This window comes from Halobacillus shinanisalinarum (assembly GCF_022919835.1).
In the GTDB taxonomy this organism is placed as follows: domain Bacteria; phylum Bacillota; class Bacilli; order Bacillales; family Halobacillaceae; genus Halobacillus_A; species Halobacillus_A shinanisalinarum.
Window position 1 is genome coordinate 711543 of record NZ_CP095074.1, and the last position, 15998, is coordinate 727540.

A 15998-nucleotide genomic window follows, 5' to 3' on the forward strand; every position below is an offset into this window, starting at 1 on the left:
CGTCCTTTCCATCTCTTTTCTTTTATTATATGACAGTCTCAGAAAGATACCAAAAAAAAGGCAGAGTTTCTAACGACTCCACCCACCATTCTTACAGAACACTCGCATGCCCTTCATAAATATCTCCACGTGTGCTATCGATTGTTATATCTGATCCATCTTTAATCTTAATTAAGGCATCTTCCACACCTACAATAACAGGAATCCCGAGGCTTAACCCTACAACGGCTGCATGTGATGTAAGTCCGCCTTCCTGTGTGATCAGTCCAGCAGCCTTTTCAATAGCTGGCATCATATCACGATCCGTACCTTGTGTGACAAGAATATCGCCATCTTCAACACGATTGATGGCATCTTTTGCATCTTTGGCTATGATGACACGTCCATAAGAACTTTTACGTCCGATACCCTGACCTTTTAGTAACACATCGCCAATTACATGCACCTTCATCAAATTGGTTGTGCCGCTCTCACCAACAGGAACACCAGCTGTAATAACAACACGGTCACCGCGAGAGACAACACCCGATGCTAAACCTCGATCTACAGCTACGTCAAGCATATCATCTGTAGAATAAGCGTGAGGTCCCATAACAGCATATACACCCCATACGAGTGATAATTTGCGGTTGACGCGTTCACTTGAAGTAATGGCCACAATTGGGGCGAAAGGGCGATACTTGGAAATCATTCGTGCCGTATGACCACTTTCCGTCGGTGTAACCACTGCATTTACTGCAAGGTTAATCGCTGTATGTGTAACTGATTGACTGATTGCGTCAGTAATGGTCATATCGCTGTGTCTTGAGCGCTCGTTTAAGATCGCTTTATAATTTAATCCTGTTTCAGTTTTCTCTGCAATGTTATGCATGGTTTGAACTGCCTCTACAGGATAATCACCAGCAGCCGTTTCTCCTGAAAGCATGATCGCATCTGTACCGTCAAAAATCGCATTCGCAACATCTGAGGCCTCCGCCCGTGTTGGACGAGGGTTACGCTGCATGGAATCCAGCATTTGAGTTGCAGTAATAACCGGCTTGCCTGCTTTATTACATTTGCGAATCAGCTCCTTTTGCACGAGAGGAACATCCTCAGCAGGAATTTCTACACCAAGGTCTCCGCGAGCAACCATGACTCCGTCACTAACCTCAAGAATCTCATCGATGTTATCGACACCTTCCTGGTTTTCAATCTTTGGAATGATTTGAATATGTGTCGCATCATGTTTTTCTAGCAGTTCTCTAATTTCAAGAACATCTGAGGCCCGACGTACGAAAGATGCGGCAATAAAATCGACATCCTGCTCGATTCCAAATTCAATATCCTTCGCATCCTTTTCTGTAATACCTGGGAGGTTAACGCTGACATTCGGAACGTTAACGCCCTTTTTGTTTTTTAACAGTCCATTATTTAGCACGGTCGTTTTAATTTCACTTTTTTCTTGCAAAATCTCTTCAACTAAAAGTTCGACAAGCCCATCATCAAGAAGTATTTTTGAACCTGGATGGACATCGTTAATTAAACCTGGGTAGGTAACAGAAAAACGTTCAGCATCGCCTTCGATCTCTTCCATAGTCACATAGACCGTAGCACCTTTTTCTAAATACGCCTCACCGTCTTTAAGTGAGCCCGTACGAATTTCAGGTCCTTTCGTATCTAATAGAATTGCTACTGTTTTATCCGTTGACGCAGCAGCCTGACGAATATTCTTAATTCTTGCACCATGCTCTTCAAAATCACCGTGTGAGAAATTTAAACGGGTGACGTTCATTCCCGCTTCAATAAGATTTGTCAGCATTTCAGTGGACTCAGATGCTGGTCCAATTGTACTTACTATCTTTGTTTTTCTAATCATCTTATTTCCTCCTCAAAGCTTCTCTGTACGTAAGTTTTAAATTGATAACTCATTTGATAGATGATATAGGTTAAGGTCAACAGAATGCTTCGTATTAAGTATTTCTACAATATCATGGTCCACCAATTCATTTTTTTCAATTCCGACCATCCGTCCTGCTTTACCAGCTATCAATAAGTCCACCGCATAGGAACCTAATCGACTGGCCAGCACCCGATCAGACGCTGAAGGTGAACCGCCGCGCTGTGTATGGCCTAGCACCGTAACACGTGTTTCCAAGTCTGTCGCCTCTTTGATTTTTTTACCGTAGTCAAACCCGCTTCCCATACCTTCTGCCAAAATAATGATACTATGCTTCTTACCACGCTCGTGTCCACGCTTAAGACGATCAATAACTTCACCAAAGTCATCCTTGACTTCAGGTATGAGAATACTCTCTGCACCATCAGCTAAGCCTGCCCAAAGAGCAAGATCACCGGCATCACGTCCCATAACCTCAATCACATACGTTCGTTCATGTGAAGTAGCGGTGTCACGAATCTTATCGATTGCATCGATAATTGTATTTAAAGCTGTGTCGAATCCAATAGTAAAGTCGGTACCTGGAATGTCATTATCGATCGTTCCGGGTACACCAATACAAGGGTAGCCTTTTTCAGTAAGTTTCTTAGCTCCCATAAATGTCCCATCTCCACCGATTGCAATTAGGCCTTCAATGCCGTGCTTTTGCAACTGTTTAATTCCTTTTTGCTGACCCTCTTCCGTTTTAAATTCTTCACAACGGGCTGAATAAAGCTTCGTCCCTCCACGCTGAATGATATCTCCAACTGAACCTAACTCCATTTTCTCGATCGTCCCGTCAAGCAGCCCTTGGTATCCGTGTTGAATTCCATACACCTCAACCCCATTGAAGATAGCCTTTCGAACTACTGCACGAATAGCGGCGTTCATGCCCGGGGCGTCGCCTCCGCTCGTCAATACGCCAATTTTCTTCATCCTGATCACCTCAAAAATATAATTATTAAACTGTCTCCTCATTCAAGTTGAATGTCTCCCCTTATTTATACACAGATAATTAAGGGAAATACAGTATGTCACGAGAATGACAGCGTTACCATCCTGTAAAGATGACAAAAGTCGCACTTGGATGTTGTGCGACTCCCCTCAGGTTATTACGTTTCAATTTTTACGATACCATTATATATCAAGATATGTGTAATCACCAATTTTTTTATATTTATTAAAACGCTCTTCCAATAAATCTTCCTGTTTTTTTTGCTTAAGATCTGCTAACGAGGTTCTTAACAGTTGTTTTATCTCTTTAGCTTGTCTCTCAATATCACGGTGTGCGCCCCCGCGTATTTCTGGAATCACTTCATCGACAACTTGGAGGGATTTTAAATCCTGCGCAGTAATCTTCATTGTTTCAGCAGCTTGCTGGGCAAGATTCGAGTCCTTCCATAGTAACGCGGCTGCACCTTCAGGGGATATGACCGAATAGGTAGAGTTTTCCAACATAAAGATGCGATCAGCAATTCCAAGACCTAACGCTCCACCACTTCCCCCTTCCCCGATGACCACGCAAAGGATAGGAACAGTCAATCCCGACATTTCCAATAGGTTCCTGGCGATCGCTTCACTCTGACCACGTTCCTCTGCCGCACGACCAGGATAAGCACCCTTTGTATCAATAAATGTAATAATCGGGCGATGAAATTTTTCAGCCTGCTTCATTAAACGTAAAGCTTTCCGATACCCTTCTGGATGGGGCATCCCAAAGTTGCGTCTAATATTTTCTTTCGTATCTTTTCCACGTTGGTGGCCAATCACCGTTATAGGACGATCATCTAATTTAGCGATACCTGAGACGATGGCTTCATCATCTCCGTACAATCGATCGCCATGGAGTTCTAGAAAACCTGTAAATATATGATCAATGTAATCAAGGGTAGTCGGCCGCTCAGGGTGTCTGGCCATCTGTACGCGATCCCATGGTTTCATGCGATCATATACATCTTTCTCAAGCTTTTCTAATCGATTTTCTAGCGTGACAATTTCTTCACTCAGATCCATTTCGCTTTCTTCGGTTAGCCGTTTTAATTCTGCAATTTTTTCCCGTAGTTCGATAACGGGCTTTTCAAATTCTAATACATGCTTCATACAGTGTCGCCTCCCGTCTGATGAAGGTCAAGTATCGTAGTCAATGTATCTTTCATGTCATGACGATGGACGACACGATCCAACTGACCATGCTCGAGCAAAAATTCTGCTGTTTGGAAATCATCAGGTAGTTTTTCCCGTATCGTTTGTTCAATAATTCTTCGACCAGCAAAACCAATCAATGCCCCAGGCTCTGCAAAGTTATAATCCCCTAGAGAAGCAAAACTTGCCGACACCCCTCCAGTTGTCGGATGTGTCATCACAGAAATAAACAACCCACCTTGTTGATGGAGACGTTGTAAGGCAATTGATGTTTTTCCCATTTGCATTAAGCTGAGCACACCTTCTTGCATACGTGCCCCGCCGGAAGCTGTAAAAATAAGAAAAGGGATCTTCTCTTTCCTAGCCTGTTCGATCGCATTGGTGATTTTCTCACCAACAACAGAACCCATGCTTCCCATACGAAAGCGGGAATCCATTACAGCAACTGCTGTGTTCAGACCATTAAGACTGGCTTTTCCAGTAACTACAGCTTCATTCAGATCAGATTTCTTTCGATCCTTCTCTAGCTTTTCTTCATAATCTGGAAAATTCAATGGGTTGTTCGAAATCATATATTTGTCCCATTCTTCAAAGGATTGCTCATCAAATAAATGCTCTATTCTTTCAAAAGCATTTATTTGATGATGGTGATCACAATGAGGACAGACATTGATGTTTCTTATTAATTCTTTTCTATAAAAGATCTTTTGACAACTTGGACACTTTTGCATCAGACCTTCAGGTACATCCTGCTTTGCTTCCTGACTAGGAATGGACGCATACCTTTTCTTCTTGCTGAAAAAATCTCTAAGCAAGGTGATTCCTCCTTTATAAGAAAAGCGCAAGCGCTTTGATAGAGCAGAGCGGTATCATTTACACGCTATATCTCCGCAGAGGCGATGGCTAGTCTTGTGTATCTAGACTGCTTGCGTTAGACACCAAAGCGCAAAGTTTATTACTTGCTTGCTTATTTTACACTTTCTATTGTTACTATACATTAAAGCAGCAAGATAATGTCGCTGAATATGTCGATATGTTTTCGACAAGGATTATTCAAAGTCAAATAAAGCTAATAGTTGCTCAGGAGAGCCGTTTCCGACGATTGCTTCCATCTGTTTATACCAGTCGTCCTGATAAGTGATGTCGTGGGCCGTATGTGTAAACCCTACGATAAACTGCCACATCGATAAAAGGAGCGGATGATTACATTGTTCAAACAAATAACAAAATAGGCGCTGATGCCTATCACAAGAATGCTCTCCCTGTAATATTTCCGACATACAGGCCAATTGATCGTTTGATAACCGTCCAACAGATAGAAGCAGTACTTCTTTTTCCAACATCTGCTTCGCCGTTAACAACTCTTCTCGAGTCCTCGACTCATTTAATAAGAATTTTGATAATAACTCTACCATATGATAAGGGCGATATGCTCTCATAAAGGTCCCTTCCCCGCGCCGGGTTTCAATCAACCCTAACAATTCCATCGCTCGTAACGCTTCACGAATGGAGGATCTTCCTACCTTAAGGCGTTCGCTCAACTCTCGTTCAGAAGGTAGTTTATCACCCGGAGTCAACTTATTCGCCTCAATATAGAACTTGATTTGCTCCAAAACCCCTTCATACACTTTTTCATTCAAAGATCGGGACACGAGTCAAGCACCCTCCTTCACACGCAAGTATATGTAAGAAGAAAAGCCTTATAGAGATTGTCCAAAAAGTCTCTGAATAAATGAAGGGGGATCTATTGGCTAGTTTGTTTTTCCGCTACTCACGTATCCCATTAAGCATACGTTCTTTTGCTCAAAACAAAACGCCTCACACCTTCAAGTTCGGTAACTTTTGAACACACACTAACAGGCTTTTCTCGTGAAATCATGATCCATCTTCATCAATGAGGGTAAGTTGTCTTGTTTTTTCCGCTACTTCTTCTGGATCAACGTGATGTCTGGCAACACCTGATTCCATAGCAGCTCGAGCCACACTAGCTGCCACTGCTGGTGCTACTCTTGGGTCAAAGGGAGCAGGGATAACATAATCCTCATTAAGTTCCTCATCACTTACTAGTGAGGCAATCGCTTCAACTGCAGCAATCTTCATTTTTTCATTAATTCGTGTAGCGCGAACGTCAAGTGCTCCTCGAAAAATCCCTGGAAAGGCTAACACATTATTCACCTGGTTTGGAAAATCAGAACGACCTGTTCCTATTACACGTGCACCTGATTCTTTTGCATCCTCCGGCATAATCTCCGGCTCAGGGTTTGCCATCGCAAAAATAATGGAGTCTTCATTCATTTTAGAAACCATTTCTTTTGAGAGCAATCCACCAACTGAAACGCCAATAAATACATCAGCGCCTTCCATGATTTCTTCTAAGCTGCCGCTCACTTTATCTTTATTCGTTATTTTTGCCACTTCATCTTTTACGTCATTCATACCATTTGGGCGGCCTTCATAAATCGCACCTTTGGAATCACACATAATAATGTCGCGTACTCCGAAATGATAAAGAAGCTTAATGATCGCAATGCCGGCGGCTCCCGCACCATTAGCCACCACTTTAATGTCAGAGAAGGATTTTCCTGTAATTTTCAACGAATTAACCAACCCAGCCACAGTTACAATTGCTGTTCCATGCTGGTCATCATGAAAGATAGGGATATTCGTTTCTTTTTTTAACCGTTCTTCAATAATAAAACAGTTAGGTGCTGCAATATCTTCTAAGTTTACACCACCAAAAGTGGGCTCCATTAGTTTAACTGTTTGTACAATCTGGTCTACATCTCCTGTGTTTAAGCAAATAGGGAACGCGTCTACCCCGGCAAAGCTTTTAAATAAAGCAGCTTTACCTTCCATCACTGGAAGGGATGCCTCTGGTCCGATATTGCCTAAACCTAGTACTGCCGAGCCATCACTTACAACAGCAACCATGTTTCCTTTCATCGTATAATCATATACTGACTCTTTATGATCATAAATTTCTTTACAAGGTTCAGCAACCCCTGGTGAATACGCAAGACTTAAATCCCTCGCGTTCCTAATAGGGATCTTTGAGTTAGTTTCTAATTTACCTTTGTTAGCTCGGTGAATATGCAATGCTTCATCACGTAAGTTTGACACGAGTACACGCTCCTTTAAAACAGATAGAATTAAGCCGAATATGGTGGTCTGACCACTATTAACCTCTCCATTATAACAGATGGATTTACGCTGTAAAGAATATAAACAAAAGCAGAAGCACCTTTAAAAGGCACAATTAAGGAAGTAAAATTGGTAAAAAAGGTCGGGACAACATGAACGGCCTTATGTCCTTCGTAGGAAAACGAACGGCTAGCTTTTCCTTGCTTAGCCAGCCGTACAGATTATCTTAAAGCCACTGAGGAAGTCCCGAAAAATTCATATAATTTACGCAGGCATTCTTCAGATACGTTTAGTGAATACGATTCTCCAAGCTGATACGTTTTGCGATCATCAGAACGAAAAAGTAGTACAGCGGTGTTACCTGGGAAATAGCTAGATAGTTTGTTTAACCTGGCTAATGCTTTACTTTCATCAGATATCGTCGTCTTGATAAACAATCTTTGACTTGGTTTATTCTCATACCCTTGTTCATCAAAGTGCGATATAGTAGTGATAACCCATTGTTTCCGGCCATTTCTCTCTTCAACCTTACCTTCAATGATCGCTAACATTTGACTATCGATCCATAATCTAGCACCTCGATATACATCTGGAAAAAGCACAGCATCTACTTCCGCTGTTTCGTCGCTAATTGTAAGAAACGACATCGGGTCCCCGCGCTTCGTCCTGATCTCCTTTATTTGCTCAATGACAACAGCAGCTTTAACTGATTTCGGCTGTTGTTGACGGATCGCGTCGTTTAATGTGATGAACTTTTTTTGGATAAGCTGAGGGCGATGAACCTCAAGCGGATGCTCGGATAAATAGGTACCTAATACTTCCTTTTCCATAGTGAGCTGTTGCAAAATAGGAAGCGGCTCGATGGAAACCTCCTTCCCTCCCATGTCTAAGTCTGAGCTAAACAATCCAGGCTGATCCTGAAATTCTTTAAACAATTCACCTTGTTCCATGGCCTGGTCGATGCTTGCAAGCAAACTGGCACGATTTTGCTGCAACTCATCAAAAGCGCCTGCCATGATTAGTGATTCAATAACAGACCTGGACACTTCCTTACTCGGAACTCTCAAACAAAAATCATTTAAATGTTTAAATAATCCCTCTTTTCTAGCTTCTATAATAGCTTGGGCTGCCTGAAAGCCTACCCCTTTTATAGAAAGAAAACCTAGCCTTATTGATCCATGCTCGTCTCTTGCATAGGAATGGCTGTGGTTTATCGAAGGTTCCTTTAATTTAGCACTTAAGTCCTTGGCTTCTCGCAAATGTGTGGAGAGTTTATCGCGATCACCGATGGTTGAGTTAATGAGCTCAGCTAGGAAATACGAAGGATAATGAGCCTTCAAGTAGGCAAGTTGATAGGAAATCACACTATAAGCAACCGCATGACTTCTATTAAAACCGTAACTTGCGAACTTCACAATCCAATCAAACAGTTCGCTTGCGACATTTTCAAGATAACCAATAGCTATTGAACTTGTAACAAATTGCTGTCTTTGCTGAACTAACAACTCACGCTGCTTCTTACTTACCGCGCGACGCAATAAGTCTGCTTCTCCAAGAGAGTACCCGGCCAATTTCTGGGCCACTTGCATGATCTGCTCCTGGTAAACGAGAACCCCAAATGTGGATTGTAAAATCGGCTGTAAATCCTCATGCGGATAGTCAATATCCTCTACCCCATGCTTCCTATTTATATAAACAGGAATATATTCCATTGGTCCAGGACGATACAGGGCGTTTACTGCAACAACATCTTCGAAATGAGTCGGCCTTAGACGCTGTAGGACACCTTTCATACCCTGAGATTCTAACTGAAAAACTCCATTTGTCCTTCCTTGTTTTAATAATTCAAAGGTGGACTCATCATCCAAAGGAATCGTCTCAATTGAAAAATTCCGATTTCTATAATTTTGTATTTTCTTCTCAATTCTTCTCATCATTGAAAGGTTCCTAAGACCAAGGAAATCCATTTTTAACAACCCGACAGATTCTATGTCACCCATGGCCATTTGGGTAAGATACACGTTATTCTGCCCTTGCATAAGAGCTGTGTGACGGACGAGTGGTTCTTCACTTATAACAACCCCTGCAGCATGTGTCGACATATGTCTCGGCAATCCTTCTAGTTGGGTCGCCATCTGAAAAACTTTTTGTAAATGGGGAGAAGAACGAACATATTCTTTCAAAGGTTCCGACTTTTGAACCTGCTGCTTTAATGTATTTGAAGATCCGCCTTTAATATACTTGAGGATAAAGGCTGCATCACTGTGATCAACGCTCATGGTTTTAAATAATTCCCTTAAGACACTTCTTGAGGCAAAAGTACCGAACGTACAAATTTGAGCAACATGCTGGCTCCCATATTTATTGGCCACATAACCAATGACTTCATCACGCCTGTCATCAGGAAAGTCAATATCGATATCAGGCATAGTGATTCGTTCAGGATTTAAAAACCGCTCAAAGAATAGCTTGTAATGAAGTGGATCGACTTGGGTGATGCCTAACAAATAACTGACGATCGATCCTGCTGCTGAACCGCGTCCAGGTCCTGCTTCCATCCCTGCCTTCTTTGCATAATCAATAAAATCCCATACGATCAAAAAGTAATCACTGAATTGCATCGACATAATAACATCAAGTTCATGATTCAACCTTGCTTTTGCTTCCTCTTTGTTCTTGCTATATTTTGAATCTAACTCCTGTTCACAAAGAGAGCGCAAGTATTCATCAGATGTTCGCCCGACCGGAACAGGGAAGGCGGGAATAAGCTGTTGATCAAAGTCTAGTTGCACATCGCAGGATTGGACGATTCTTTGGTTCGTTTCGAGAACTTCAGGCCACCACTCCGTATAATAGTCTTCCACTTCTCCTGGTGCCTTTAAATATTCATGGCTTCCCCTATGTGCATCAAGAGCGTATTTTTCACCATTGTCAATGGCGCGCAAACAATAGTAAGCATCCGAACCCGAGGGTTCAAGATAACGCACTTCATTCATTGCTGTCACGGGTATTCCTTTAAGACTTGACCATTCTTTCAATGGTTGATGAAGCTGCCGTTCTACACGAACACCGTAATCTTTTACACCTAAGTTTAAATCATTAAAATATGTGTGCCACTCCGAAAGATCTTCTTCCACACGGTCAACCATTCCATTTATAATAGATTGACCCCAGGAAGTATCTGATACGGTAATTACGGCCGCAAGGTTATCTGTTCGTTTTGGTAAATCAGAGAGGGAAAGCTGGTCTTGAGTGGTTTGCTTCATCGTGCTTATCGAGAGCAGTTTCTGGTACCCTGCTGAATTTTTAGCAAGCAGTACAATAGGAAATGTCTCCCCCTTATACTCGAGATGGACTCTCATACCGAGTAAAGGTTTTATCCCCTCCTCTACACAAGTTTTGTAAAAGGTAACTGCCCCACTCATCACATTATCATCCGTTAGTGCAAGAGCAGTGAAGCCAAGTTCTTTAGCTTTTCTTACAAGGGATGGGATCTGGATTGTACTGTTCATTAAGCTATATCCACTATGTACATGTAAGTGTGTAAATGACATCTGTGCCACCTCTTTCCTATCTATATTATATGTAAGATCCTCTATGTAAGAAAGCATCCTGCATATTTCGCTACTATAAAGAATAATTTGAGTAATAAAGAAAGACAACCTTCTATAAGAAAGAGGGACATAATGGAAGAGAGACTTATAGTATCCATGATCCAATGCTTCTTTATTGCTTTTGGTGTCATAGTGGGCGGAACATTAATTGGCAGTATCGGCAGCTTCCTTACAGGGGAAGCACCGCTTACTTCCATGTTCAGAATTGCTAAAGGGTTACGTATTTGGGCGATTGTCGCCGCTATAGGAGGAACATTTGATGCCATTAGCAATTTTGAAAAAGGAATATATGACGGATCTACATTTGATTTATTTAAACAGGTGATGATTATTGTTTCAGCTATGGGAGGTGTGCAGGCCGCTCTTCTTTTATTCGAATTTCTGCTTGGTGAGGAGGTCACGTAATGTACATCCCCCTCAATTAAGAAATAAGGAATGGAGACGATTTTTCGCCGGCATGTTCTTTGGGATGATTTGTGGATATTTAATTTTTATTTTTATAAATGGAGAATTACAAGAACAAATTACGGAAGAAAACATCAAACTTTCTAATAAGCTTAATGAAATAGAAGGAAAATATGAAGGGCTACTTAACGCTGAAAAAGAAGAAGATGAAGAACGAACGGAAGGATTAACTGTACAAGAGGTCATTGTAGAATTCCTAAATACTAAAGAGCTTGAGGTTGATAAGCTCACGCAACATGAACTTTCATCAATGGTGAAAGATCAACTTACTTCTGTAACCGGTAGAGATATCGATGAAGCTGCAAAGCAAACGCAGTTAATGATCTCCGCCATTGAAAATAAAACCTTTGTTGTTGACGATTTTACGTATCAATTAACCGTAAAGCAACTGATTATAGCCAATAAGCTTAGAATCCGCTTATCGATCTCCATAGAACGATAAATGAGGCAACAGGTTCTGTTTTTAAAACCTGTTGCTCTTATTTATTTACCGAAGGCTTGGCATGCTTCCTTTAGTTCTTTGGCAATGTCTTCTGTCTCATCCCATGAATAGGCGGACGCCCCCGCCGCCATTGGGTGGCCTCCCCCATTGTGATTGGCAGCAATCTTATTAACAACAGGTCCCCTTGAACGAAGGCGCACTCGAATTACATCTTCCTCTTCCACAAAAAACGCCCAAGCTAAGATTCCTTCTATGTCTCCAAGTAAACCGACAAGTGCACTAGTTTCTGTAGTTGTTACGTTATATTCTTCAAGAATTTCCTTAGGCAGCCGAACTGTGCTATATCCCGCTTCATTTACGGTGAAATTTTGCAGGACATACCCTTTTAATTTAGCCACATTTATTGATGTCTTGTACATATTTTTATAAAGCTCGGGTCGATCAAATGAATAGCCCACAAGCTCGGCCGCCGAGGTTAATGTATCATGTGTTGTACTTGGAAACAGAAATCGGCCTGTATCCCCAACGATTCCGGCATAAACTAATTTCGCTGCCCGTGTATTAAAGTCAAACCCTAAGTCAGAGGCATCCTTAAAAAGAGTGTAAATCATTTCACAAGTAGAGCTTGCTTCGGTGTTCACCCAGCTGATATCCCCATAATCATCCACCACCGGATGGTGATCAATTTTAATCAGCCTATCTCCTTTGCCGTATCTCTGGTCATCAATACGCGCCTGGTTTGCCGTATCGCAAACAATCACAAGGGCCCCTTGATAATCTTCATCTGAAACTTGATCCATTTTTGTTAAGAATTCTAAGGAAGGTTCACCCTCCCCTGTTATCAATACTTTTTTAGCTGGAAAACTATGCTTGATCATTTCAGCTAAGCCAGCCTGTGACCCAAAAGCATCGGGGTCTGGCCGAACGTGACGATGTATGATAATGGTTTCATAGTCTACGATCGCTTCTGCAATTTTTATCGTTAGCATTATTTCAATCCTTTCTCCCTATTGTTCCTTTCCTTATTAAAACACAAAATTGACTTTAACAGGTAGCAAAATCGAAGGAAACAAGCTACAATGGGTAGGGTAAAAACTTATCTTCAGGAGTCGATCAGCTTGATTATTTTCCCAACTATTATACTTATCGCTTTTTTCCTTTATATTTACTATAAAGTCATGCTTGTTAAATCACGTGATCCACTACAGCAGGCCTATATGAATAGCAAGGCGAAAATTTGCTTAGGAACCTTTGTATTTTTCTTCGGGATTAACCAATACCTTTTTTATGAAACACGTTTGTCTTTATTCATCGGCATCATTTTTCTTATATTAGGTATATTTCAATTCCGTCTTGGTATCAAATCAAGCCGCCATTACCGTAATGAATATAGCAAACATCGTGCCTGACCTATTTTTTGAGAATACCACAAATATAATTATATAAAAGAGGATGTTCAAAAAGTCACCGAATGATAAACGACGAATTTCTTCGTTGCTCGTTTTTTCCGGTCCTCACGTAGGAAAGGCATACGCTGTGGTCCTCAAAACGTTCGCTCCTCGAACTTCTTGAGGCGCATAGGGCGTGCTCGTGTCGACTTTGTCACAGGAGGTAACGATCTTTGTCGACGTTCTCATTCGTCAACTTTTTGAAACACACACTAAAAGCTGTCTCAAAGGTCGCAGCAGGTGACCTTCGAGACAGCTTTTCTTGTTTAATTACCTATCAATGAGCTGGGCCATTAACAAGGCTTTTCCCACAATTGAGTTTTGGTGATGAACTTCCACATCTACCTTTGCAAATTTTCTCCCTACTTCTAGAATCTGAGGTTTAATTTCTATTTCACTTTCTAATTGAACCGGCTTAATGAAGAAAACAGAGATATTTTCTACGACTAAATCTCCTTTTTTATGCTTGCTTAACAGACGACTCGTTGATTCTGTTATGAGTGACGTGAATACACCATAAGACATCGTACCAAGCTGGTTCGTCATTTGTGGAGTTACTTTTGTCTTTAAAACATACTCACCGGCTTGCGCCTCTCCTAACTCTAGTTGGCTTGTTATAAGATCATCAATCGTTTCCCCGACTTGAGGCTGCCGCTGGATTTGCTGTAATGCCTTTAACACATCCTGTCTTGAGATAATTCCTTGCAGCTTCTGTGATGGATCTACCACAGGCATAAGCTCAATCCCTTCCCACACCATCATGTGAGCAGCATTTGCTAACGATGTATTCGTCTGAACAATCATCGGATTTTTCGTCATTACTTTATCGATTTTGATCTGCTTATCCTTGCCAATAACATCTTTAGATGTCACCATTCCTACGACGCGATTCTTTTTATCAACGACAGGGTACCGGCTGTGAAGCGTTTCTTCATTCAACTGATGCCAATTCTGAACATAGTCATTCGTTGTTAGAAATTTGGATTCATCAAATGGCGTGTAAATATCATTAACTAACACGATTTCCTTTTTAATAAGTTGATCATAAATAGCTCGGTTAATCATAGCAGCTACTGTAAAAGTATCATAACTTGTTGAAATAACAGGCAATTTCTTTTCATCAGCAAGTCGTTTCACGGACTCTCCTGTATCAAAGCCACCTGTAATAAGTACAGCAGCCCCTTCATTAACGGCAAGTTCATGTGCATTTGTCCGATTTCCAACAATGAGCAGTGAACCTGCTTCAGTGTAGCGCATCATCGCATCCAACTTCATCGCACCGATTACGAATTTGTTAAGTGTCTTATATAGACCTTCTCTTCCCCCAGAACCTGTCCATCAACGATATTAATAATTTCAGCAAAAGTTAACCTTTCAATATTTTCTTTCTTCTTTTTCTCTATTCGTATCGTACCTACCCGTTCAATTGTGCTGACAAGGTCTTGATTCTCCGCTTCCTTAATGGCACGATAGGCCGTCCCTTCACTTACATTTAATACTTTTGCGATTCCTCTGACTGAAATTTTACTTCCCACAGATAAGGAATCAATATGATCCAGAATTTGTTCATGTTTGGTAGTCATTTCCTCACCAAGCTTTCTAACTGTACTAGTATATTGATCGTTAATTGTTATTATACAAGTGATACAGTTCCACCGCAATTTTATAAGAAAAGCGGAAAGGGGCGTTTAGACCTGAAACGCATAAGCAGAGCACTGCAGTGAAGTGATCTTTCTTCACGGAAGTGAACTGCTTATGTCGCGAAGGTCTGCGCCTTACAGCTAGACAATAGGAAAGCGAAGGCGTCTTGGTCATGTATGAGAGGATGTTCGGTTAACTTCGGCACGTCCTGTGCCAACACCGAACGACCCCACGTCCTGTGGGGCCTCGACAAGCATAAGCAGAGCGGCGAAGTGGGATGATCTTCCCCCACGGAGCCGAACTGCTTATATCGCGAAGATCTGCCCCTCGCAGCTAGACAGTAGAAAAGCGGAGGTGCCCTGATAGACACGACTAGCATAAGCGGGGCGATTTCGACCCGCTTATGTCTCGAGGGTCTGGGCGCCGAAGCTAAACATAAAAAACCCACGAGAGCCTCGTGGGTTTTTCTGCTATTTATAAGGTGATTGATTCCCCTGGTTTTAAGGCTTTCCCTTTACCAGGTTTTACTTTTGCAGCGAAATCTTCACCATCTTGATTAATCAAGTCGAATGTGTTGTAGTGAATCGGAACCACCTGTTTTGCTTTTATCCACTCAGCAGCAGTCAGGGCATCTTCTGGCCCCATCGTAAAGTTATCTCCAATAGGGAGGAAAGCTAAATCAATGTCATTCCGTTCTCCGATCATTTTTAAGTCAGTGAATAGTCCCGTATCTCCAGCATGATAAATTGTTTTTCCGTCAATGGTTAATAAAATTCCTGTAGGCATCCCTGTGTAAATAATCGATCCATCCTCTTCTGTATAAGAGGAACCATGGAAGGCTTGAGTGAATTTCACCTCACCAAAATCGAAAGTATGACTGCCACCAATATACATTGGATGTGCATTAAGATCTTTACTTCCCAAGTAGGCAGCCAATTCGAACGGTGCTACTATTTGTGCGTCGTTACGTTTGGCAATTTCGAATGTATCCCCAACGTGATCATTATGACCGTGCGTGAGTAAGATGACATCAGCTTTCACGTCATCCGCGTTTAAGTCAGTATTCCCGTTCTCTGAAATGTAGGGATCAAACAAAATTGTTTTTCCGTTCGCTTCTACTTTTACAACAGAATGTCCATGATAAGATACTTTCACACTTACACTCCTCTTCGATATTTTGACCCGTACCA

Annotated in this window: 12 protein-coding genes and 1 pseudogene; 3 read left to right on the top strand and 10 right to left on the bottom strand. The window is 41.6% G+C overall.

Translation table 11 applies throughout. The features are described 5' to 3' along the window. Positions 1-91 precede the first annotated feature (91 nt). From pyk to dnaE, 7 genes are all read right to left on the bottom strand, one after another. Positions 92-1852 (bottom strand): pyruvate kinase, encoded by a 1761-nt coding sequence (pyk, locus tag MUO14_RS03875; protein ID WP_244755466.1) that lies wholly within the window; start codon positions 1850-1852, stop codon positions 92-94. A gap of 39 nt (positions 1853-1891) precedes the next feature. Next, positions 1892-2851, bottom strand: coding sequence for a 6-phosphofructokinase (gene pfkA, locus MUO14_RS03880; protein ID WP_244753726.1), 960 nt, complete (start codon positions 2849-2851; stop codon positions 1892-1894). Between the two features lie 201 nt (positions 2852-3052). Then, positions 3053-4015 carry an acetyl-CoA carboxylase carboxyl transferase subunit alpha gene (accA, locus tag MUO14_RS03885; RefSeq protein WP_244753727.1) on the bottom strand — a complete coding sequence of 321 codons (963 nt, stop codon included), beginning with the start codon at positions 4013-4015 and terminating at the stop codon, positions 3053-3055. Then, positions 4012-4872, bottom strand: coding sequence for an acetyl-CoA carboxylase, carboxyltransferase subunit beta (accD, locus tag MUO14_RS03890; protein WP_244753728.1), 861 nt, complete (start codon positions 4870-4872; stop codon positions 4012-4014). Before accD ends, accA begins: the two co-directional genes overlap by 4 nt. A gap of 234 nt (positions 4873-5106) precedes the next feature. Continuing rightward, on the bottom strand, positions 5107-5709 hold the full coding sequence (locus tag MUO14_RS03895; RefSeq protein ID WP_244753729.1) for a FadR/GntR family transcriptional regulator: 603 nt from the start codon (positions 5707-5709) through the stop codon (positions 5107-5109). A gap of 223 nt (positions 5710-5932) precedes the next feature. After that, positions 5933-7177: an NADP-dependent malic enzyme gene (locus MUO14_RS03900; protein ID WP_244753730.1), complete on the bottom strand. Its 1245-nt coding sequence runs from the start codon at positions 7175-7177 to the stop codon at positions 5933-5935. Between the two features lie 242 nt (positions 7178-7419). After that, the gene (gene dnaE, locus MUO14_RS03905; RefSeq protein ID WP_244753731.1) at positions 7420-10752 is read right to left on the bottom strand and encodes a DNA polymerase III subunit alpha; all 3333 of its coding nucleotides are present in this window, start codon (positions 10750-10752) and stop codon (positions 7420-7422) included. Positions 10753-10884: 132 nt separating this feature from the next. Between dnaE and MUO14_RS03910 the strand changes: the two genes are divergently transcribed. Both MUO14_RS03910 and ytrI read left to right on the top strand, forming a co-directional pair. Next, complete coding sequence (locus MUO14_RS03910; protein WP_244753732.1) at positions 10885-11217, top strand: sporulation membrane protein YtrH; 333 nt, start codon at positions 10885-10887, stop codon at positions 11215-11217. Then, positions 11201-11719 carry a sporulation membrane protein YtrI gene (gene ytrI, locus MUO14_RS03915; RefSeq protein ID WP_396265803.1) on the top strand — a complete coding sequence of 173 codons (519 nt, stop codon included), beginning with the start codon at positions 11201-11203 and terminating at the stop codon, positions 11717-11719. Before MUO14_RS03910 ends, ytrI begins: the two co-directional genes overlap by 17 nt. Positions 11720-11760: 41 nt before the next feature. On the opposite strand, the gene MUO14_RS03920 is transcribed toward ytrI, so the two are convergent. Next, positions 11761-12708: a DHH family phosphoesterase gene (locus tag MUO14_RS03920; RefSeq protein ID WP_244753734.1), complete on the bottom strand. Its 948-nt coding sequence runs from the start codon at positions 12706-12708 to the stop codon at positions 11761-11763. Positions 12709-12798: 90 nt separating this feature from the next. On the opposite strand from MUO14_RS03920, the gene MUO14_RS03925 reads away from it, so the two are divergent. Further along, positions 12799-13128, top strand: a complete 330-nt coding sequence (locus MUO14_RS03925; RefSeq protein WP_318036014.1) for a YtpI family protein — start codon at positions 12799-12801, stop codon at positions 13126-13128. A gap of 309 nt (positions 13129-13437) precedes the next feature. Here the strand turns inward: MUO14_RS03925 and MUO14_RS03930 are convergent. After that, positions 13438-14750 (bottom strand): annotated as a pseudogene (locus MUO14_RS03930) (DRTGG domain-containing protein). Positions 14751-15282: 532 nt separating this feature from the next. After that, entirely contained in the window at positions 15283-15963 is a 681-nt protein-coding gene (locus MUO14_RS03935) for a metal-dependent hydrolase (protein ID WP_244753735.1), read from the bottom strand. Between the last annotated feature and the right edge of the window lie 35 nt (positions 15964-15998).

Excerpts from the sequence above, each read along its gene's own strand:
- pfkA (WP_244753726.1), bottom strand. The coding sequence starts at position 2,851 with ATGAAGAAAATTGGCGTATTGACGAGCGGAGGCGACGCCCCGGGCATG.
- accA (WP_244753727.1), bottom strand. The coding sequence starts at position 4,015 with ATGAAGCATGTATTAGAATTTGAAAAGCCCGTTATCGAACTACGGGAA.
- dnaE (WP_244753731.1), bottom strand. The coding sequence starts at position 10,752 with ATGTCATTTACACACTTACATGTACATAGTGGATATAGCTTAATGAAC.
- MUO14_RS03910 (WP_244753732.1), top strand. The coding sequence starts at position 10,885 with ATGGAAGAGAGACTTATAGTATCCATGATCCAATGCTTCTTTATTGCT.
- MUO14_RS03920 (WP_244753734.1), bottom strand. The coding sequence starts at position 12,708 with ATGCTAACGATAAAAATTGCAGAAGCGATCGTAGACTATGAAACCATT.
- MUO14_RS03925 (WP_318036014.1), top strand. The coding sequence starts at position 12,799 with ATGGGTAGGGTAAAAACTTATCTTCAGGAGTCGATCAGCTTGATTATT.